The sequence below is a fragment of the Falsiroseomonas sp. genome (genome assembly GCF_051859025.1).
GTDB lineage: Bacteria > Pseudomonadota > Alphaproteobacteria > Acetobacterales > Acetobacteraceae > Falsiroseomonas.
The window spans coordinates 43,878-63,105 of sequence record NZ_JBHYGL010000041.1 but is presented as its reverse complement, the minus strand read 5'-3'; the positions used below and the strand labels follow the sequence as shown (position 1 = coordinate 63,105).

Below are 19,228 nucleotides of genomic sequence, written 5' to 3'. Positions count from 1 at the left end.
TCAGGCCGCGGCCAGCATCGCCTGGCGCAGCTTGCGCACCGCACTCCCGGGCGTCGTCACCACCGGCCGTCCCGTGGCCTCCGCCACCAGATCAGCCGCGCGCGCCAGGCTGAACTGGCCCAGCAGCACCACGTCGCAATCCCGCAGCGCGCGCGAGGCCTCCGCCGCCAGGCGATCATGCGCCGCCAGGTCCCCCGCATCCAACGCCGCCAGCGCCCCCGGCGCCAGGCAGGGCACCAGCTCCACCCCCGGCGGGAACTCCGGCGGCATGGAAGCCAGCGTGCCCGCGAAGGTCGCCAGCAACCCGATCCGGCGGCCGATCCCGACGGCCTCCTCGATCGCGGCCTCATTCGGCTTCAGCACGGGCACCGGCGCGACATCCGCGGCCACAGCCTCGATGCACGGCCCGAAGGCGGAACAGGAGAACAGGATGCCCTGCGCGCCCGTGCCCACGGCATAGCGGCCGAGCGTCCGGAACCGCTCCGTCATCGCCGGCGTCAGCGCCCCGTCCCGCGCCAGATCGGCCGAGAGGCTGTCATCCAGCAGGTTCATCAGCGTCGCCTCCGGCCAGAACTCCCGGAAGGCGGCCTCGATCGGCGGCGGCGAATGCCGCAGCGCATGGACCAGCGCGATGCGCATACCCCTCAATTCCCCACGCAACGCAGCAGGGGAGACGGGAATTCCGCGCAATTCGGGAAGACGATCTCATTCGGCCCGCGCCGCTCCACCCGCAGGCTGTTGGGCCCGCCCGGACAACCGAAGCCGATATCGGTCGGCAGGCGGGACCCGAGCGGCCCCGACTGCGCCGGCAAGGGCACCAGGCGGAACTCCAGCGCATCCGGCCCACTCGCCACCGTCTCGATCAACCGCTGCCGATAGGGGACATCGAAGATCGAAGCCCGCATCACGACATCGCGCGTGAAGATGACACTCGGCTGGCCCGTGCAGCGCGGCCCGCTCGTCTCCCCCGGCGGAAACACACCGCCCGTCCAGGACCCGAAAACCCAGGCATGGGGCGGATCACCCTGCTGGGCATCCGCACTGCTGCCCAACGCCAAAGCCGCCGCCACCACCAGCACCCAGCGCCGCATGCCCACAGCTCCCGTCACAGCCCCGGCCCATGATAACCCGCCCCGCGGGCAGGGCACACCCCCGGGGGCGTGACAGCGCGGGGTGTTGCGCGGGTGGCCGCAGAGAGGGGCTGCGCGCCCCTCTCCGCACCTCTCCCGCGCCAGGGGCGTCGCGCCCCTGGACCGCGAGGTTTTGAAAGGTGGTGGGAGGGGCACCGAGGGCGCTTCGGACAAGCACGCGCGCTGAGCCCCTCCCACCACCTTTCAACTTACATGGGTTCCAAGGGCCCGCTGGCCCTTGGCGGGGAAGGGGTACGGGGAAGGGGCGGAGCCCTTTCCCCGGGCTGCCAGCGCAACACTCCCCGGCGTCACGCCGCCGCGGGTTTGGCCACGGCTTGCGGCGGCGGGTCTTTCACGGGCAGGTGGATGAGGGCGGCGAAGGCGGAGGCGGCGACGCCGGCCCACCACATGGCGTCGTAGTTGCCGGTGCGGTCCAGCACCACGCCGCCGAGCCAGGCGCCGGTGAAGCCGCCGATCTGGTGCCCGAGGAACACCAGGCCGAAGATGGTGGCCAGCCAGCGTGTGCCGAAGTTGCGGGCGACGAGGGCGATGGTGGGGGGCACGGTGGAGAGGTAGAGGATGCCCATGAAGGCGGAGAAGATCAGCACGGTGGTCGTGTTCTTCTCCACGAGCATGAAGCCCGCCATCAGCACGCCGCGCAGCGCGTAGATCGTCACGAGCAGTTCGCGCCGTTTCCAGCGTTGGGTCAGTTCACCGGCGCCGAGTGATCCCACGATGTTGAACAGCCCGATCAGGCTGATGGCGCCCGCGCCGACGGCGACGGGCAGGCCGCAGGTGTGCACGAAGCCGGGCAGGTGGGTCGTGAGGAAGGAGATGTGCAGCCCGCAGACGAAGAAGCCGAAAAACAGGAACCAGAAGCTCGGTGTGCGGAAGGCGCGCTTCAGGGCGTCGGTGGCGCTTTCCTCCGATGCGGCGACGATCTTGGTGCGTGGCGGTTCGGCCAGGACGAAGGCGAGCGGGATCATCAGCAGGGCGGCCGCGGCCATGCCGATCATGGTCGCCTGCCAGCCGATGGTGGCGATGCCGAGGCCCGCCATGGGCACCACGAGGAACTGCCCGAAGGAGGATCCGGCGGTGCCGAGGCCGGCGGCGCGGCCGCGCTGGTTTTCCGGCAGCAGGCGGGTGAGGGTGGAGATGATGACGGGCATGCCGGCGGCGGAGACGGCGACGCCCATGATGACGCCCGCGAAGACCGTGAAGACGCCGAGATGGGTGGCGAGTGCCATGCCGAGGATGCCGCCGGCGTAGAGCAGCGCGCCGCCGATCACCACCGCGCGGCCGCCGAAGCGGTCCGCGAGCTGGCCGCAGATGGGCTGGCTGATGCCGTTCATCAGCACCTGCAGCGCGATGGCGAAGGAGAAGCCGGAGGCGGTCCAGAGGTTCTGGTCCGTCATCGGCGCCAGGAACAGGCCGAAGGAGTTGCGCAGCCCCATGGCGAGGGCGGCCGAGAGGACCGCGCAGGTCATCAGCAGGCCGGCGGAGATGGTGGTCCGCGTGGTCATGGGGGTGGTGTCCTGACGTTCTGGCGCCAGTGTTCCATCCCCGGCCCGGCTTCTCAATCAGGGAACCCCGCGCCAGGCACAACCCTGCCGCATTGGGGCATGCGCCAGGCGCGGGGCGCCAGGCGCTGGGTGTCAGGCCCCCTTGCGGATGGCGATGCCGAAGGATGTGGTGATGTAGCGGTCCACATAGAGCTTGATGTGGGGCAGGCCGTGCGGCGGCAGGTCCACCACGTCGTCCATCCCGTCATGGCCCGTGTGCAGGTTCAGCGGCAGCACCTGGTGGCCCTGGGTGGAGAGATGGGCGCACAGCGCCTCCAGGTCGCGCCGCCGCAGCAGCGCGTGGATGCCGTTGTCCAGCGTGTCGCCGTTGGAACTCAGGTTGAAATCCATCGTATGCACCGCGAAGCCGCCGGGCTTCACCGTGCGCAGGCTGGCTTCCACGAAGGCCATGGCCTTGTCGATGCTGCCGAGGTGATGGGCCGCGGACATCGACCAGCAGCAATCGAACTGCCCGTCCAGGCTGGCCGGGATGTCGTTCATGTCCACCGCGCCGTATTCCACCAGGCGCTCGAAATCATCGAGGTGGACGATCTGGTTGTGGAACAGGTCGCCGAGCCCGCTGGCGTATTGGTTGGCGGCGCGCCACCGCGCCTGGCCGGTGGATTCCCCCGCCGGCTCGTCCGTCGCCAGCACTTCCACCCCGCGGGAGGCGAGGAGGGAGGGGATGCGTTCGCGCCCGCAGCCGAAGCCGATCGCCCGCCGCCCGATGCCGATCAGGCCGTGGGAGGCGAGGACGGAGGTGATGTAGGCCATCTCCCAGGTCCGCCGGTGCGGGTGGGCATGCACGGAAAGCGCTTCCGCGATCTCGGCGTAGACCGGTTCCTTGAACTGGCTGCCGGTGCAGAGCTGGCTGACCGGCTCATCCAGCGTGGGCTGTTCGAACTTCCAGGGGATGTCGGTGCGGGGCGGACGCATCAGGAAGGGCGGCACGCCGAAGCGGCGGCGGCTGCCATCGAAGCTGTCGATGAACTGGCGGAATTCCCAGGTCTCCGCGAAGGCGCGGCGCATCCCGTCCAGCGTCTGGTGGACGCTGTGCAGGGCGATCTCCTCCTCATCCGCCGGTTCTCGGCCGCAGAACAGGCGGATGGCCCAGGCCGCGGCTTCCCGCGCCGTGTCGTTGCCCGCGTGATAGCGATCCATCGCCACGCGCGTCCCGCCCTCGTCCGACGACCCTGCCATCACAATCCCTTCGCGGCTTCCATGACCTGCGCGGCATGCGCCTCCGGCTTCACCTTGCGCCAGATGCGGGCGACCTTGCCATCGGCGCCGACCAGGAAGCTCGACCGCTCCATGCCCATATAGGTCTTGCCATACATCGACTTCTCGACCCAGACCCCGAAGGCTTCCGCGACCTTGTGGTCCTCATCGGAGGCGAGCGGAAAGGTCAGGTTGTACTTGGCGGCGAATTTCTCGATCGGCTTCATCGGGTCCGGGGAGACGCCGATGACGGTGATCCCGATCTTCCCAAGCTGGGGCAGGGCTTCCTGGATGCCGCAGGCCTGCTTGGTGCAGCCGGGCGTATCGGCCTTCGGGTAGAAATACAGCAGGTAGGGCTTGCCCGAGAGGTCGGCGCTGCCGACGGTGCGGCCGCCGGATGCCGGCATGGTGAAGGCGGGGGCGGGGGCGCCCTCAATGGGGCCGCCATTGGGGCCTGCAGCGGTGTCGGGCATGGCGGGGTCTCTCTCAGGCCGGGGGGATCGTCGGGTCGCCGACATGCCGGATGAAGCTGTCCCGCACCCGGATGGCGGCGTCCCGCATCTGTGCGCGGAGTGCCGCCTGGTCAACCGGCGAGTGTGGCATGGCGGTGGACAGGGCGCGCAGCAGCGCGGCGGCCACGGGTTCCGGCAGCGCTTCCTCCCGCCACTGGCCGACGGTCAGGCGCAGATGCGCGGTGATGGCGCGCCACAGCCGTTCCGCCGCCACCAGCCCCTCCGCCTCCTCCGCCGGCAGGATACGTGCCTTGGCGAGGGCCGCCAGCGCGAGGCGCGTGGTGGGGGAGAGGATGGCCGGCAGCCGCGCGCCATGGGCCACCTGCAGGGCCTGGGCGATGAACTCCACCTCGATCAGCCCGCCCGCGCGGTGCTTCACATCCCAGGGCCCGTCGCCCGGCAGGTCCCGCAGCAGGCGCGCGCGCATGGCGGTGGCGTCGGCCAGCACCGTGGCGGCATCGGCGGGGCGGATCTGCGCCTGGCGGATCGCCGCTTCCACCTTCCGCCGCAGCCCCGGCGCGCCGGCGACGAAGCGCGCCCGCGTCAGCGCCATGCGTTCCCAGGTCCAGGCGCTTTCGGCGTGGTAGCGTTCGAAGGCGGGCAGCGACACGGCGACCGGCCCCTTGGAGCCTGACGGGCGGAGCCGCATGTCGACCTCATAGAGCCGCCCTTCCGCCCCCGGGGCCGTCAGCGCCCCCACCACCTGGTTGGCGAGCCGCCCGAAATACTGGCTGGCGGCCAGGACCTTCTGCCCGCCCGTGCTTTCCGTCGCGTCCTCCGCATGGTCATAGACCAGGATCAAATCGAGGTCGGAGCCCGGCAGCATGTCCCGCCCGCCGAGCTTGCCCAGCGCCACCACGCCGAGATTGCCGCCCGCCACCTTGCCGTGGCGCCTGGCGAAATCCTGCGCGATGCGCGGCAGCAGCCCGCCGATCGCGGCATCGGCCAGGGTGCTGCGCGCGATCCCCGCCTCATCCACGTCGATCCGGCCTTCGAGGGCCGCGGCATCGACCTCGAACTTCCGCTCGGTCACCAGGCGGCGCGCGGCTTCCAGCGCTTCCTCCAGGAAGCGGGCATCCTTCACCAAGGCGGGCAGGGCGGCGGTCGGGTCCGTGCCGGCGGCGTTGAACACGCCGCCCGCGCCGGCCAGCAACCCGTCCAGCGCGGCCGCGTTGCGACTGAAATGATCCGCCAGCTGAGGCGCCGCCCCCAGAACGAAGGCCAGCCGGTCCAGAAGCGCGGGGTTCCGCGCCAGCAGGCTCAGCACCTGCACGCCGGCGGGCAGGCGGCCGAGTGCCGTGTCCAGCCGCAGCAGCGCCGCATCCGGCTGGGGCTGGCGGCCGAAGGCGGCCAGCAGCGCGGGCATCAGCGCCGTCAGCAATTCCCGCGCGCGTTCGCTGCGCGTGGCGCGCGTGCGGCCATGGTGCCAGCCCCGCACCACCCCCGCGATGGCCGAGGGGTTCTGGAAGCCCATGCCGCGCAGCGTCTCGAGCGTTCCGGGGTCGTCCTCCACCCCCGTGAAGACCAGGTCGCCCTCCGCGCCATCCCCGGCGGAGAGGTCGGGCGCTTCCTCGAACAGCCCGGCATAGCGGCGTTCCACCTTGGTCAGATGCCCGACCAGGGCGGCGGAGAAGGCGGCGGCACCATCGAAGCCGAGGAAGGAGGCGATGAGCGCGAGCCCCGCCTCATCCTCCGGCAGCCTGTGCGTCTGCCGGTCCGCCACCATCTGGAGGCGGTGCTCCACCATGCGCAGGAAGCCATAGGCATCGGCCAGATCGGCGGCGGCGCGCCGGTCGATCTTGCCGGATGCGGCCAGCGCGGCCAGCGCGCCCAACGTCGTCGGGTCGCGCAGCACCGGGTCGCGCCCGCCCCAGATCAGCTGCAGCACCTGGGTGGTGAACTCGATCTCCCGGATTCCGCCGCGGCCCAGCTTCACGTCGTGCCCGGCCACCTGCACGCTGGCATTCGCGCCCTTGTGGCCCTTATGGGCATGGATCTGGCGCTTGATGGAATGGATGTCGGCGACGGCCGCGAAATCCAGGTGCCGCCGCCAGACGAAGGGCCGGATCTCCCGCAGGAAATGCTCGCCCAGCGCCCGGTCCCCCGCCACCGGCCGCGCCTTGATCATGGCGGCGCGTTCCCAGTTCTGGCCCATGCTCTCGTAATAGACGATGGCGGCCGGCAGGCTGACGGCGAGTGGCGTCGCGGCGGGATCGGGGCGCAGCCTCAGATCGGTGCGGAAGACGTAGCCATCCTCCGTCCGCTCCTCCATCAGCCGCACCAGATCCCGCGCCAGGCGCACATAGATGGCGCCGGCCCGGTCGGCATCGTAGGCTGCGGCCTCCGGGTCGTAGAGCACCATGAGGTCGATATCCGAGGAGTAGTTCAGCTCGCGCCCGCCGAGCTTGCCCATGCCCAGCACGACCAGGCCGGACCCCTTGCCTGTCGCGCGCGGGTCATGCCGTGCCGCCCCGCCCGCCAGCTTCAGGTCGCCGCGCGCCTGCGCTTCCCGCAGCAGATGCGCGCAGGCGTAGTCCGTGCAGGCATCCGCCAGGTCGCTCAGCGCCCCCGTCACCCGGTCCAGCGGCCAGAGGCCGAGGATATCCGCCACCGCCGCGATCAGCGCCGCCTGGCGCTTGGCCTGGCGCAGCAGGGAGGCGACGCCCGGCCGCGTCGCCGCCGGGTCCGCCCGGCTGAGCGGATCGAGCGCGAGCGCGAAGGTCGCATCCGGCCCGCGTTCCACCAGCCGCAGCAGCGTGGCCGATTCCCGCAACGCCAAATCGGCCAGGTACGGGCTGTGCCCGCCCAGCGCCGCCAGCAGCGCCGCGCCCTGGGCCGTGGCGCCGAAGGCGCGCTCCGCATTGCCCTTTTCCGCGAAGCGCCCCGCCAGCATCGCCGCCGCTTCGGCATCATGCGGCCGGAGCGTCGCGGCGACGGCGCCCGGGGACCAGGTGGCGGCTTCGGGGGCAATCGGGCCCTGGGGCGGTCGGGTTTTCGGCATGCCCGGGGAAGGAAGCGATGAGGGCGGCCGCCGGTCAAGTGGCGCGGGAGGCGCAGTGGTGGCTGCATCGCCTCTGCGGCCTCGGCGTGCTGCTGCTGGTCCTGGCCGGGCTCGCGGCCTGGCGGCTTTCCGCCGGCCCCATCGAACTCCCCTTCCTCGCCCACCTGATCGAGGAGCAGGCGAATACGGAGGGCGCGGAGGCGCGGCTGGAGGTCGGCCGCGCCGAGATCGGCTGGGAGGGGTGGCGGGAGGGCAATCTGATGCCCGCGCGCCTGCGCCTGGCCAATGTCCGGCTGCGCGGTGCCGATGGCGCGGTGCGGGCCGAACTCCCCGACGCCGCCATGACCCTGTCGCTGCCCTGGCTGCTGCGGGGCGAATTGGCGCCGCACACGCTGGAACTGCAACGCCCCGCGCTCCGCCTCCGCCGTGCCGCGGATGGAGAGGTTTCCGTCCTCGTCGGCACGCAGGCGCCGGAAGCGCCGGCCGCCACCGGCACCGCCTCCCGCCTCGATGAGATCCTGGCCGCGATGATGCAGCCGCCGTCGGAGGAAACGCCGCTCGGCGCCCTCGCCCGGCTGCGCATCGCCGATGGCCGCATCGTGGTGGAGGATGAGGCGCTCGGCGCCACCTGGGTGCTGGACCACGCGACGGTCGAACTCCGCCGCCTGCCCGCCGGCGGCATCGCCGGGCAGGGCGCCGCCACGCTGCTGCTGGGCCAGGCCCGCGTGGCGCTGACCGTCACGGCGGAAGCCATCGGCCGCCAGGCCGTGGGGGAAGGCGCCAGCCCCGCCGAGCTCAGCTTCCGCCTGGCGATCCCGGAGGTGCAGCCCGTTTTGCTCGCTGCCGCCGCCCGGCCGCTGGCGCCGCTCGCGGGGCTGGATGCGGCGACGCGGATCGAGGTCTCGGGCCGGCTCGATGCCGGGGGGGCCATCCGCCACATGCAGGCGACGCTCGGCGCCGGGGCGGGGCGGCTCGACCTCGGCGGCGGGCGGGTGCTGCCGCTGGCGGGGCTGGATTTGGCGCTGGAAGGCTCGCCCACCGCGCTGTCCATCCCCCGCGCCACGATCCGGCTCGCGGGCGGTGCCGGCGCGCCGACGCTGACCGCCACGGCGGAAGCGGCGCGCAGCGAGGCGGGCTGGCGCGGCGCCGCCACGCTGGGGCTGGACCAGGTCTCGGTCGTGGACCTGCCGCGCTACTGGCCGCGCGGCCTCGGCGTCGGCAGCGAACGGGACTGGATCCTGGAAAACATCACCGCCGGCATCGCCCGCAACGGGCAGTGGCGGGCGGAGGTCGAGGCCTCGGCGGACCTCGCCCAGCTTCGCGTCACGGGCCTTGCCGGCACGCTCGATATCGCCGACGCCACGGTCCACTGGCTGCGCCCCATCGCGCCCGCCACCGGCGCCACCGGCACCGTGACCTTCGGGCTTGAGGAGATCTCCCTGAAGGTCACCGGTGGCCGGCAAACGGGTGGTCCCGCCGGGCAGCAGGCGGTGACGGCGAAGGAAGGGCTGATCCGCTTCCTCTTCCCCCCCGGCGGCCAGGACCGCGCGGAGATGAGCTTCGAACTCGCCGGCCCCATCCCCCAGGCCGTCGCCATCATCCAGCACCCGCGCCTCAAGCTGTTTGACCGCCGCCCCTTCCCGGTGAAGGACCCGACCGGCGGCTTCGAGGGTCGGCTGACCGTGGCCTTCCCCCTGCTGGCGGACCTGCCGGTGGAGGCGCTGCGCATCGGCGCCCGGGTCCGGCTGCGGGATGTGCGGATCAATGACGTGCTGTTCAGCCGCCCGCTGGAACGCGGCCAGGCGGAGCTGACGGTGGATACCGATGGGCTGCGCGTCGCCGGCACCGGCACGCTGGGCGGCATCAATGCCCGCATCGGGGTGGAGATGGATTTCCGCGCCGGCCCCCCCACCCAGGTGGTGATGCGGGAGACGGTGAGCGCGCGGACCGATGCCGCCACCATCGCCGCACTCGGCCTGCCCGCCGATGAACTCGCCACCGGCCCGATCGGGCTGGAGGTGCGGACCGAACGCCGCCGCAGCGGCCAGGGCCGCGCCACCATCCGCGCCGATCTGCGCGACACGCGGATGGAGATCACGCCCCTTTCCTGGACCAAGGCGCCCGGCCAGCCCGCGACGGCGGAGGGGGTGCTGCGCCTGAATGGCGACAACCTCGAAGCCCTGGAGAATTTCCGCCTGGAAGCCCCCGCGCTGCTGATGCGCGGCAACGCCGCCTTCGCCCGCGGTGCGCGGCTGGAACGGGTGACGATCAACGAGGCCGCGGTGGAACAGAGCCGCTTCGCAGGCGAAGCCCGCCCCCCCGCGCGGGATGGCGGCCCCTGGTCCCTGCTGCTGCGCGGCCCGGTGCTGGACCTGCGGCGCACCATGGCGGAGGACAGCCCCGCCGGCCCGGCCAGCCCCGCCGCCCCGGCGCCGAACAACGGCCCCCCGGGCACGACCTGGGCCGTCGATGCCCGCTTCGACCGCACGCTGCTCGGCCCGGGCCGCGAACTCGGCGCCATGGAGGCGCGGGTGCTGGTCGATGGCCTCGGCGTGGTGCGGGAAGGCCGCGTCGCCGGCCGCGCCGGCCCGCGCGGGCCCTTCGAGGTCTCGATCACCGCCGCCGGCGCCGGCCGCGCCATGCGCGTGACGGCGGAGGATGCCGGCGCGCTGCTCGGCAGCTTCGACGTGCTGCGGCACCTCGAGGGCGGGCGGCTCACGGTCAACGCCACCTATGCCCATAACCGCCCCGGCGCGCCGCTATCCGGCACCGCGGAGATGAGCGATTTCGCCGTGCGCAACGCGCCGGGCTTCGCCAAGCTGCTGCAGGCGCTGACCTTCTACGGGCTGGTGGAGGCGCTGTCGGGGCCGGGGCTGTCCTTCTCCCGCATGGTGGCGCCCTTCACCCTGACGCCGGAGGAACTGACCCTGGCGGAGGCGCGGGCCTTCTCGGCCTCCCTCGGCCTGACGGCCAAGGGCACGCTGCACCGCCGCCAGCAGCGCCTGGCGATGGAGGGCACGATCGTGCCCGCCTACATCTTCAATTCGCTGCTGGGGAACATTCCCCTGCTCGGCCGCCTGTTCTCCCCGGAAACCGGGGGCGGGCTCTTCGCCGCGACCTTCCGGGTATCCGGGCCGGTGGATGACCCCTCGGTCAGCGTGAACCCGCTGGCGGCGCTGACGCCGGGCTTCCTGCGGGGGCTGTTCGGGATCGGCCAGGGAACGCCGTAGCGGCGGCGGTCACGCCGTCACCAGCGGTCCCACTCCGCCTCCGGCACCGGGGCGGCGGCCTGCACCGCGGTTGGCGGCCGGTTCCAGCCCGGTGAGTACCAGCCCGGTGAGTACCAGCCCGGGGCCAGCACCCACAGCCCATCGGCCTGCAGCAGCAGGTCCCGCGCCGGGTCCATGCCGCGCCGCGCCGCGGCCAGCGCGGCCTCGTCACCCAGGACATAGAGGCTGCCCGCCTCGTGCCGGCCATAGGCCAGCCGCGCCTTCGTGGTGACGTTCAGCGCCGCCACCCGCGCGGGGTCGAGCCGCGCGAGATAGACGGCATCGGTGGGCAGGCCGTGCGTGGCGGCCAGCACGGCCACTTCCTCCCAATGCCGGGCCTGCATGCCGGTGGGCGCCAGGCGGATGCGTTCATACCGCGCGGTCGCCTTCTGCCAGAAGGGATCGGCCAGGCGCAGCGGCGCGGTGGCCGGGGCGGGGCCGAAGAAGCCGTGCAGCCGCGCCACGCCGGGGCGGAGGTCCAGCATCTGCACCGCCAGCAGCACCAGCAGCACCAGCCCCGCCCGGCGCCCGCCCAGCAGATGGACCAGCGCCGCGATGGCGCCGATCATCGCGGCATAGGCGACCGGCCAGAAGAAGCGGACGGAAGCGCGCAGCGCATCGGCCATGCTCACCAGGCTGTCCGGCAGGGCCACCACCTCCACCACCCACCCGCCGATGGAGACCCGGTGGGTGAGGGCGAGCGCCAGGAACACGCCGAGCCCCGCCAGCAGCGGCCAGCCCGGGCGCAGCCCCGGCCGGGCGACGAAGGCCAGGAGCCCCGCCGCCAGCAGCAGCAGCACGCCGAGGCCGAGATAGGAATCCTGCGCCTCCAGATGGTCGCCATGCGGCAGGTCCGGCAAAAAGCGGCCCCAGACGCTGGGATCGAAGGGCGCCAGCAGGTCCAGCTGCATCCGGCCGAAGCCGCCCCAGGTGCCGCCGAGCCCATCGCCCAGCACGAAGAACCCGGCCAGCCACAGCCCCGCCAGGCCCAGCCCCGGCACCAGCAGCGCCTCCGCCGCCAGCCAGGCGGGGCGGCGATCGGCGCGCAGCGCGCGGGCCAGCGCATCGGTGGCCCAGAGCCCGGCCACCATGGGCAGGAGATAGGCGTGGATGAGGGAGGAAGCGCCCACCAGCGCCGCCCAGGCGGCAAGGCGCCGCGCGGCGGGGGCGGTGGTGAGGCAGAGATACAGCCCGACCAGCAGGAGAAACTGCCCGCCCAGCGCGAAATGCCCGCCCAGCCGGTTCAGCAGCAGCGGCTGCACCAGGAACAGCGTGGCGCCCGCCAGCCGGGCGACGGGGTCCGCCGTGTAGAGGCCGATGATCCGCCAGGCCATGAAGGCCTGCAGCGCCCCGCAGGCATAGATCCACAGGCCCCAATACTGGGACACCTCCACCAGCGGCCGCAGCGCCTTGAAGGCGAAGGCCAGGAGGGGGATCGAATCGGAATAGAAGATGGAGGACCCGACCTCCATCCCCCAATCCGGGTTCAGCCCCGGCGGCCAGGACCAGGGGGCGCGGCTGAAATAGGTCCAGCCCAGCCAGTACTGCACGGGGTCCGGGCCGATCCGGCCTTCCAGCATCCAGCCGGTGCGCCAGGGCGCCAGGATGCCGGGGCCGTAGATCGCCGCGATGACGGCAAGCCCGATCGCCACCGCCGCCAGGCCGCCCCACCAGCGCGGCAGGGCGAACCAGCGGGGCTGGCTGGCGGGCAGCGGCAGCGCAGGCAGCGCAGCGCGGGACATGGGGCTTGGCTCTCCTCGTGGCCGGCGGGGGCGCGGCCCGGTGGAACAACGGAAAACCGCCGGGCGGTTCCCGACCCGGCTCTAGCTGGTGTATTCATGACGAGAAGTTAAGGTTTCGCGGCGGCGGAATCATGCTCGCAATGAGGCGAGCAATAGGATTATGATCCTTAATCATCGCCGCCCTGCGCCCGGGTCCATCCGGGGAGGGCCCATCGGAGGGGGCCCCCCGAGGGGGCCGAAGACCCCCTCAAAACGTGCTAAAACGGCTAAATGCGTTTTAGATTTCCCCGCAAGATGTTGATATCGCGGGAAAGAGGCGCGGCGCCTTGAGAAACTAAAATTCTAAAAGCCCTAAAAACCCTTCAGGCCGGCCGCACCAGCAGATGCTTCTTCCGGCCGAGCGAGAGCTTGGCCGCGCCATCGCGCAGATCCGCCGCCGTCACCAGCGCCGCCACGTCGGAGACGGGCGCATCGTTCAGCCGCACGCCGCCCTGCGCCATCAGCCGACGGGCCTCCCCCTTGCTGGCGACAAGCTTGGCCTCCGCCAGCAGGTCGATGATTCCGGCCGGCAGGGTCGCCACCAGGCTCGGCAGCGTCTCCGCCGCCTCGCCCTGTTCGAAGGCCCGGCGCGCGGTCTCGGCGGCGCCGTCGGCGGTGTCCCGGCCATGCAGGATGGCGGTGGCCTCGGTGGCGAGGATCTTCTTCGCCTCATTGATCTCGGCACCCGCCAGCGCGCCGAGGCGCCGGACCTCCTCCATGGGGAGTTCGGTGAAGAGCGCGAGGAAGCGGCCGACATCCGCATCCTCCGTGTTCCGCCAGTACTGCCAGTAATCATAGGGGGAGAGGCGGTCGGGGTTCAGCCAGACGGCGCCCGAGGCCGTCTTGCCCATCTTGGCGCCGGAAGCGGTGGTCAGCAGCGGCGTGGTCAGCACATGGGCATGGCCACCGGCCACGCGGCGGATCAGCTCCGCCCCCATGATGATGTTCCCCCACTGGTCCGACCCGCCCATCTGCAGCACCGCGCCGTGGCGGCGATGCAGTTCGAGAAAGTCGTAGGACTGCAGCAGCATGTAGTTGAATTCGAGGAAGCTCAGCGGCTGCTCCCGTTCCAGGCGCAGGCGCACGCTGTCCATGGTCAGCATGCGGTTGACGCTGAAATGCCGGCCGATATCGCGCAGGAAGGGGATGTAGCGCAGCCCATCCAGCCATTCGGCATTGTCGAGCATCAGCGCGCCGGCGTTGAAATCCAGCAGCGCCTCGAAGGTCCGGCGGATGCCGATCTTGTTGGTCTCGATGACCTCATCCGTCAGCAACTGCCGGGCATCATCCTTGCCGGAGGGATCGCCCACCTTGGTGGTGCCGCCGCCGATCAGCGCGATGGGCCGGCCGCCGGTCTTCTGGAGGAGCCGCAGCAGCATCGTTGGCATGAGGTGGCCGACATGCAGGCTGTCCGCCGTGCAGTCATAGCCGATATAGGCCGTGAGCCCCCCCTTGTTCAGCGCGGCATCCAGTTCCGCCTCATCAGAGGTCTGGTGGATGTAGCCGCGTTCCTTGGCGATGCGCAGGAAGTCGCTGGTGATGGTCATGGGGGTCCGTCATCGGCTGTCCGGGTCTTTCCCGGCGGCGCGCGGCGTAGCACGTTGGGGGGATGCTGCGAACCATAGGGCTGATGAGCGGGACCTCCCTCGATGGGGTGGATGCCGCCTGGGTGGAAACGGATGGGGAGGCGATCGGGCGATTGGGCCCGGTGCTGACGCTGCCCTATGACCCGGCGCTGCGCCGCGATTTGCGGCAATTGCTGGATCGCGCGCCGGAAACGCCGCCGGACGATCCCTTCCTGCTGGATTGCGTCGCCCGGCTGACGGACCGGCATGTGGAGGCGGTGCGCGCCATCGGCTGGCCGGCGGATGTCATCGGCTTCCACGGCCAGACCATCCTGCACCGCCCCGCCCGCCCCGGCGTGAACGCCGCCGGCTTCACCTGGCAGGTGGGCGATGCCCAGCGCCTGGCGCGGGAGACGGGGATGACCGTCGCCCATGATTTCCGCAGCGCCGATGTCGCCGCGGGCGGGCAGGGGGCGCCGCTGGTGCCGGTGGTCCATGCCGCCATGGCGCGGGACCTGCCGAAGCCGCTGGCGGTGCTGAACCTCGGCGGAGTCGCCAACGTCACCTGGATCGGCGCGGATGGGTCGCTGGTGGCCTTCGATACCGGCCCCGCCAATGGCCCGCTGGATGATTGGCTGCGCCTGCATACCGGGGAGGCCTTCGACCGCGACGGCCGCCTGGCGCTGGCCGGGCAGGTGGATGGCGGGGTCATGGCCCATATGCTGGACCATCCCTGGCTGCTGGCGCCGCCACCGAAATCGCTGGATCGCCTCGATTTCGACCGCGCGCTGCGGGAGGCCGGGGCGGGCGCGCTCTCCCCCGCCGATGGCGCGGCGACGCTGGTCGCCTTCGCCGCCGTCTGCGTGGCGGCCGCGGCGCGGCACTTCCCGGAGCCGCCGGTGCAATGGCTGGTCGCCGGCGGTGGGCGGCGCAACCCCGCCATGATGCGCGCCCTCAATGCCGCCTTGGCGGAACCGGTGCGGGCCGTGGAGGTCGCGGGCTGGAATGGCGATGCGCTGGAAGCCCAGGCCTTCGGCGTGCTGGCGGCCCGCACCTGGCGCGGCCTGCCGCTGACCTTCCCGGGCACCACCGGCTGCCCACAGCCGCTGCCCGGCGGGCGCCTGGTGGGTTCGCTGCTGTAGAACGCGAAACGGCGCGCGGGGGTGCCGCGCGCCGTGCCGATTGTATCAGTGATGCACGCGTATCAGTCGGCCGCGAGCGCCATGCGGCCGCGGTTGAGCACGCCCATCACATGGTCTTCCGCCGCATCGGCCACCTGTTCGGCCTGGGGGGGCGTGAAGATGTGGCCGGCGCCCGGCATCACGCGGTAGTCGATGCGGATGCCCTTCTGGGTATTCAGCTTGTCGACAAGCTTGCGCACGCTGCTTTCCGGAACCAGCTCGTCATCCGCGCCATGCAGCATCAGGCCGTTGCAGGGGCAGGGGGCGAGGAAGCCGAAATCATAGTGGCTGGCCGGGGCGGAGACGCTGACGAAGCCGCCCATTTCCGGCCGCCGCATCAGCAGCTGCATCCCGACATAGGACCCGAAGGAATAGCCCGCGACCCAGAGTGAGGAGGCGTTCGGGTTGACGGCCTGGAGGAAGTCGAGCGCCGCCGCGGCGTCCGAGATCTCCCCGATCCCGCCATCGTAGCGGCCCTGGCTGCGGCCCACGCCGCGGAAGTTGAAGCGGAGGGTGGAGAACTCCATCGCCTGGAAGCGCTGGTACAGGGCATGAACGATCCGGTTGTTCATGGTCCCGCCATGCAGCGGGTGCGGGTGAAGGATCAGCGCGACCGGCGCATGGGCCTGCTTCGCATGGTGATAACGACCCTCAAGCCGGCCGTCGGGGCCGGCGAACATGACTTCGGGCATCGTTCCTTCGATCCAGTCCGTGTTGGGTCCGCGATGGGCCGGGCCTCTGCCCTACCCGACCATCGCGCACCATGACCGGGGGCGGGCTGCACGAGGCATCCGCCACCTGGCCGTTTGGGGAACCACCCGCGCCGCCGCCGCGACGCGCCTCGGACACGACACAGGGCCAGACCTGATGTTATCGGCATTCCCGCCCCTTCTGGGCCCAGTGCCGTTTGTTGACGGCGCTGGTCGGGAACAATAGCCTCCTGATGGCGACAGGACGTCGCGGTCATTCGGCTCCGGTCTTGGCTCTGGTGGACGCGGAAGGCCCGCGCCCGAGGTCACCCCAGGGCGGGCTCCCGAGCCCCAGGGTGGCCGCAATATAGGTGAGGCGCGGGCAGGTTTCATATCGGATTCATGGCATGGCCCGCATCTTCCTGCTGCTGAGGCGGCCTTGTAAGGCTCACGTTCCGGACAGTGGACACCGCCACTCGCCCCCAGGGGGATTTGCGGGACAAAGCCACACGCCGGGCGGGAGTGACCCATGAGACTCTCCACCCGGGGCCGCTACGCCGTCATGGCCATGGTCGAACTGGCGGCGCGGGACGACTCGGCGGTGGCCGAGGGCAGGGGGTCGCGCGGGCAGGTCAGCCTGGCGGAGATCGCCAGCGCCCAGCATCTGTCCCTCGCCTATCTCGAACAATTGTTCGGCCCGCTGCGGCGCGCCGGCCTCGTCGTCTCCACCCGCGGGCCGGGGGGCGGGTACCGCCTGGCGCGGGGGGCGGGGGCGATTTCCATCGCCGATATCGTCGAGGCGGTGGACGAGCCCATCCACGCCACACGCTGCGACGATGGCGGGCCGGGCTGCCTCGCGGGCCAGCGATGCCTGACGCATGACCTCTGGGCGGAGCTCGGCGACCAGATCAGGCTGTTCCTGGCGGCGGTGACGCTGGCGGATGTGATCGGCGGCAAGGTGCTGGGCCGGGCCATCGCGCCGGTGATGACGGACCATGCCTCTCTACCTTGATGCCAACGCGACGGAGCCGCTGCGGCCGGAAGCCCGGGCGGCGGTGATCCGGGCGCTGGACCTGGTGGGCAACCCGTCCTCGGTCCATGGCGCGGGCAGGGCGGCCCGGCGGGTGCTGGAGGCGGCGCGGGACCAGGTGGCGTCGCGCTTCGGCGTGGCGCCGGGCGAGGTTGTCTTCACCAGCGGCGGCACGGAGGCGAACGCGATCGCCATCGCGGCGCTGGGCCGCGGGCGGCGCCTGCTGGTGGGCGCCACGGAACACCCGGCCGTGCTGGCGGCCGCGCCCGGCGCCACGCTGCTGCCGGTGCGGGAAGACGGCACGCTGGACCTGGCGGCGCTGGCAGCCGCCCTGGCCGAGGGCCCGCTTGCGCTGGTCTGCCTGATGGCGGCGAACAACGAGACCGGGGTGCTGCACCCCCTGGCCGAAGCCGCCGCGCTCTGCCGGGCCCATGGCGCGCTGCTGCATGTCGATGGCGTGCAGGCGGCGGGGCGGGTGCCGCTGGCGCTGGGGGACGCCGACAGCCTGGCGATCTCCGGCCACAAGCTGGGCGGGCCCAAGGGCGCCGGGGCGCTGCTGCTGCGGCCGGGGATCGACCTGCCGGCGCTGATCGGCGGCGGTGGGCAGGAACGCGGCCGGCGCGGGGGGACGGAGGCGCTGCCGGCCATCGCGGGCCTCGGCGCCGCGGCGGAGGCCGCCGACCCCGCCGCCGCCGCGCGCCTGGCGTCGCTGCGGGACGCGATCGAGGCGGGCGCCGGCGCGATGGTTGCCGGCGCCGCCGCGCCGCGCCTGCCCAATACCGCCAGCCTGGTGCTGCCGGGGGTGGCGGCGGAAACGCAGGTGATCGCGCTCGACCTCGCGGGGGTGCAGGTCTCCGCGGGCTCGGCCTGTTCGTCCGGCAAGGTGAAGGCCAGCCATGTGCTGGCGGCGATGGGGCTGGGGGAGGCGGCGGGGTCGGCCATCCGGGTGTCGCTGCCCTGGGACGCGCCCGCCGATGCCGCGGAGCGTTTCCTGGCGGCGTGGTCCGCCATGCGTGCCAGGCTCTCGCGCAAGGCCGTGGCAGGCGCCACATAGGGGGCGCCATGACACGCTCCAACATGACCCTGGCCAACCGGCCCATCTACCTCGACAACCACGCCACCACGCCGGTCGATCCCCGCGTGCTGGCGGCGATGCGCCCGTGGTGGGAGGAGAATTTCGCCAATCCGGGCTCCGTCGAGCACGCCATGGGCCAGGCGGCGGAGGCGGCGGTGGAAGCGGCGCGCGGGCATGTCGCGGCGCTGATCGGGGCCGAGGCCTCGGAAATCCTGTTCACCTCCGGCGCCACGGAGGCCAACAACCTGGCCATCAAGGGCGCCGCGCGCTTCGCCAAGGCGCAGGGCACGGACCGGCTGCGCGTCGTCACCGTGGCGACCGAGCATAAATGCGTGCTGGAGAGCGTGAAGGATTTGGCGGCGGAGGGGTTCGAGCCGGTGGTGCTGCCGGTCGGCCCCGATGGGCTGCTGGACCTGGATCTGCTGGACCGCACCCTGGCGGAGGCGCCGACGCTGCTCGTCTCCGTCATGGCGGTGAACAACGAGGTGGGCGTGGCGCAGGACCTCGCCGCGATCGGGGAGGTCGTGAAGCGCCATGGCGCGCTGTTCCACACCGATGCGGCGCAGGCGGCGGGGCGCGTCGCGATCGATGTGCAGGACATCCGCGCGGATCTGCTGAGCCTGTCGGGGCACAAGGTCTACGGCCCCAAGGGCATCGGGGCGCTCTATGTCCGCCGCCGCCCGCGCGTGCGCCTCGCGCCGCTGTTTTCCGGCGGCGGGCAGGAAAGGGGGTTGCGGTCCGGCACCCTGCCGGCGCCGCTGGTGGTGGGGTTCGGGGAGGCCTGCCGGATCGCGGCGCTGGAGGGTGGGCTGGATTCCGGGCGCATCGCCGGGCAGCGGGACCGGTTCCTGGCCGCGCTGTCGGCCGCGGTGCCGGGGGTGGCGGTGAACGGGTCGATGGACCGGCGGGTGGCGGGCAACCTTTCCGTCAGCTTTCCCGGCGGCGTCACCGCCCAGGCCATCATGGCGGCGGCGGCGGAGGTCTGTGTCTCCACCGGCTCGGCCTGTTCCTCGGCAGAGGTCGAGACCTCCTATGTGCTGAAGGCGCTCGGGGTTGACGAGGCACGGGCGCGTTCCACCTTGCGCATCGGCATCGGTCGCTTTACGTCGCCAGCGGATGTGGACCTTGCGGCAAGGGCGCTTTCCCGCGCCTGGCAAGCGGCCATGCAATCGATCGAAGCAACCTGATCACCGGACAAGCTGGCGGCCGCGCGGA

At 72.1% G+C, this 19,228-nt stretch carries 14 protein-coding genes; 5 read left to right on the top strand and 9 right to left on the bottom strand.

The window, feature by feature from the left end:
• The 6 genes from ACTIE5_RS28550 to ACTIE5_RS28525 all read right to left on the bottom strand — a co-directional run bounded on the left by ACTIE5_RS28550 (position 1) and on the right by ACTIE5_RS28525 (position 7,423).
• A complete protein-coding gene (locus ACTIE5_RS28550; protein WP_439553139.1) occupies positions 1 to 639 on the bottom strand; it encodes an aspartate/glutamate racemase family protein in 639 nt (212 codons plus the stop codon).
• Between the two features lie 5 nt (positions 640 to 644).
• Positions 645 to 1,091, bottom strand: coding sequence for a hypothetical protein (locus ACTIE5_RS28545; protein WP_439553138.1), 447 nt, complete (start codon positions 1,089 to 1,091; stop codon positions 645 to 647).
• Between the two features lie 347 nt (positions 1,092 to 1,438).
• A complete protein-coding gene (locus ACTIE5_RS28540) occupies positions 1,439 to 2,653 on the bottom strand; it encodes an MFS transporter (protein WP_439553137.1) in 1,215 nt (404 codons plus the stop codon).
• A gap of 132 nt (positions 2,654 to 2,785) precedes the next feature.
• Positions 2,786 to 3,892 carry a methyltransferase domain-containing protein gene (locus ACTIE5_RS28535; protein WP_439553136.1) on the bottom strand — a complete coding sequence of 369 codons (1,107 nt, stop codon included), beginning with the start codon at positions 3,890 to 3,892 and terminating at the stop codon, positions 2,786 to 2,788.
• Positions 3,892 to 4,383, bottom strand: coding sequence for a thioredoxin-dependent thiol peroxidase (bcp, locus tag ACTIE5_RS28530; protein WP_439553135.1), 492 nt, complete (start codon positions 4,381 to 4,383; stop codon positions 3,892 to 3,894). The genes ACTIE5_RS28535 and bcp overlap by 1 nt, the downstream gene beginning before the upstream one ends.
• A gap of 13 nt (positions 4,384 to 4,396) precedes the next feature.
• A complete protein-coding gene (locus ACTIE5_RS28525; RefSeq protein ID WP_439553134.1) occupies positions 4,397 to 7,423 on the bottom strand; it encodes a bifunctional [glutamine synthetase] adenylyltransferase/[glutamine synthetase]-adenylyl-L-tyrosine phosphorylase in 3,027 nt (1,008 codons plus the stop codon).
• A gap of 17 nt (positions 7,424 to 7,440) precedes the next feature.
• Here ACTIE5_RS28525 and ACTIE5_RS28520 point away from each other — a divergent pair, with 17 nt between their 5' ends.
• Positions 7,441 to 10,653, top strand: a complete 3,213-nt coding sequence (locus ACTIE5_RS28520) for a DUF3971 domain-containing protein (protein WP_439553133.1) — start codon at positions 7,441 to 7,443, stop codon at positions 10,651 to 10,653.
• Between the two features lie 17 nt (positions 10,654 to 10,670).
• Here the strand turns inward: ACTIE5_RS28520 and ACTIE5_RS28515 are convergent, their stop codons facing one another.
• Together ACTIE5_RS28515 and tyrS are read right to left on the bottom strand one after the other, a co-directional pair.
• Positions 10,671 to 12,434, bottom strand: coding sequence for a DUF6311 domain-containing protein (locus tag ACTIE5_RS28515; protein WP_439553132.1), 1,764 nt, complete (start codon positions 12,432 to 12,434; stop codon positions 10,671 to 10,673).
• A 362-nt stretch (positions 12,435 to 12,796) separates the two neighbouring features.
• Positions 12,797 to 14,020: a tyrosine--tRNA ligase gene (gene tyrS / locus ACTIE5_RS28510; RefSeq protein WP_439553131.1), complete on the bottom strand. Its 1,224-nt coding sequence runs from the start codon at positions 14,018 to 14,020 to the stop codon at positions 12,797 to 12,799.
• A 65-nt stretch (positions 14,021 to 14,085) separates the two neighbouring features.
• Between tyrS and ACTIE5_RS28505 the strand changes: the two genes are divergently transcribed.
• The gene (locus ACTIE5_RS28505) at positions 14,086 to 15,180 is read left to right on the top strand and encodes an anhydro-N-acetylmuramic acid kinase (protein WP_439553255.1); all 1,095 of its coding nucleotides are present in this window, start codon (positions 14,086 to 14,088) and stop codon (positions 15,178 to 15,180) included.
• Positions 15,181 to 15,242: 62 nt separating this feature from the next.
• Here ACTIE5_RS28505 and ACTIE5_RS28500 read toward each other — a convergent pair whose 3' ends face one another.
• The gene (locus ACTIE5_RS28500) at positions 15,243 to 15,911 is read right to left on the bottom strand and encodes an alpha/beta hydrolase (RefSeq protein ID WP_439553130.1); all 669 of its coding nucleotides are present in this window, start codon (positions 15,909 to 15,911) and stop codon (positions 15,243 to 15,245) included.
• A gap of 526 nt (positions 15,912 to 16,437) precedes the next feature.
• Here ACTIE5_RS28500 and ACTIE5_RS28495 point away from each other — a divergent pair.
• Genes ACTIE5_RS28495 through ACTIE5_RS28485 form a run of 3 tightly spaced genes read left to right on the top strand, consistent with a single transcriptional unit; the run spans position 16,438 to position 19,200 of the window.
• A complete protein-coding gene (locus ACTIE5_RS28495; protein ID WP_439553129.1) occupies positions 16,438 to 16,920 on the top strand; it encodes an Rrf2 family transcriptional regulator in 483 nt (160 codons plus the stop codon).
• Entirely contained in the window at positions 16,904 to 17,992 is a 1,089-nt protein-coding gene (locus ACTIE5_RS28490) for a cysteine desulfurase family protein (RefSeq protein ID WP_439553128.1), read from the top strand. The genes ACTIE5_RS28495 and ACTIE5_RS28490 overlap by 17 nt, the downstream gene beginning before the upstream one ends.
• A gap of 23 nt (positions 17,993 to 18,015) precedes the next feature.
• Positions 18,016 to 19,200: a cysteine desulfurase family protein gene (locus tag ACTIE5_RS28485; protein ID WP_439553254.1), complete on the top strand. Its 1,185-nt coding sequence runs from the start codon at positions 18,016 to 18,018 to the stop codon at positions 19,198 to 19,200.
• Positions 19,201 to 19,228: the final 28 nt, after the last annotated feature.

Excerpts from the sequence above, each read along its gene's own strand:
- ACTIE5_RS28500 (WP_439553130.1), bottom strand. The coding sequence starts at position 15,911 with ATGCCCGAAGTCATGTTCGCCGGCCCCGACGGCCGGCTTGAGGGTCGT.
- tyrS (WP_439553131.1), bottom strand. The coding sequence starts at position 14,020 with ATGACCATCACCAGCGACTTCCTGCGCATCGCCAAGGAACGCGGCTAC.
- ACTIE5_RS28485 (WP_439553254.1), top strand. The coding sequence starts at position 18,016 with ATGACCCTGGCCAACCGGCCCATCTACCTCGACAACCACGCCACCACG.
- ACTIE5_RS28490 (WP_439553128.1), top strand. The coding sequence starts at position 16,904 with ATGCCTCTCTACCTTGATGCCAACGCGACGGAGCCGCTGCGGCCGGAA.
- ACTIE5_RS28515 (WP_439553132.1), bottom strand. The coding sequence starts at position 12,434 with ATGTCCCGCGCTGCGCTGCCTGCGCTGCCGCTGCCCGCCAGCCAGCCC.
- bcp (WP_439553135.1), bottom strand. The coding sequence starts at position 4,383 with ATGCCCGACACCGCTGCAGGCCCCAATGGCGGCCCCATTGAGGGCGCC.
- ACTIE5_RS28540 (WP_439553137.1), bottom strand. The coding sequence starts at position 2,653 with ATGACCACGCGGACCACCATCTCCGCCGGCCTGCTGATGACCTGCGCG.
- ACTIE5_RS28495 (WP_439553129.1), top strand. The coding sequence starts at position 16,438 with ATGAGACTCTCCACCCGGGGCCGCTACGCCGTCATGGCCATGGTCGAA.
- ACTIE5_RS28525 (WP_439553134.1), bottom strand. The coding sequence starts at position 7,423 with ATGCCGAAAACCCGACCGCCCCAGGGCCCGATTGCCCCCGAAGCCGCC.
- ACTIE5_RS28545 (WP_439553138.1), bottom strand. The coding sequence starts at position 1,091 with ATGCGGCGCTGGGTGCTGGTGGTGGCGGCGGCTTTGGCGTTGGGCAGC.
- ACTIE5_RS28535 (WP_439553136.1), bottom strand. The coding sequence starts at position 3,892 with ATGGCAGGGTCGTCGGACGAGGGCGGGACGCGCGTGGCGATGGATCGC.
- ACTIE5_RS28520 (WP_439553133.1), top strand. The coding sequence starts at position 7,441 with ATGAGGGCGGCCGCCGGTCAAGTGGCGCGGGAGGCGCAGTGGTGGCTG.
- ACTIE5_RS28550 (WP_439553139.1), bottom strand. The coding sequence starts at position 639 with ATGCGCATCGCGCTGGTCCATGCGCTGCGGCATTCGCCGCCGCCGATC.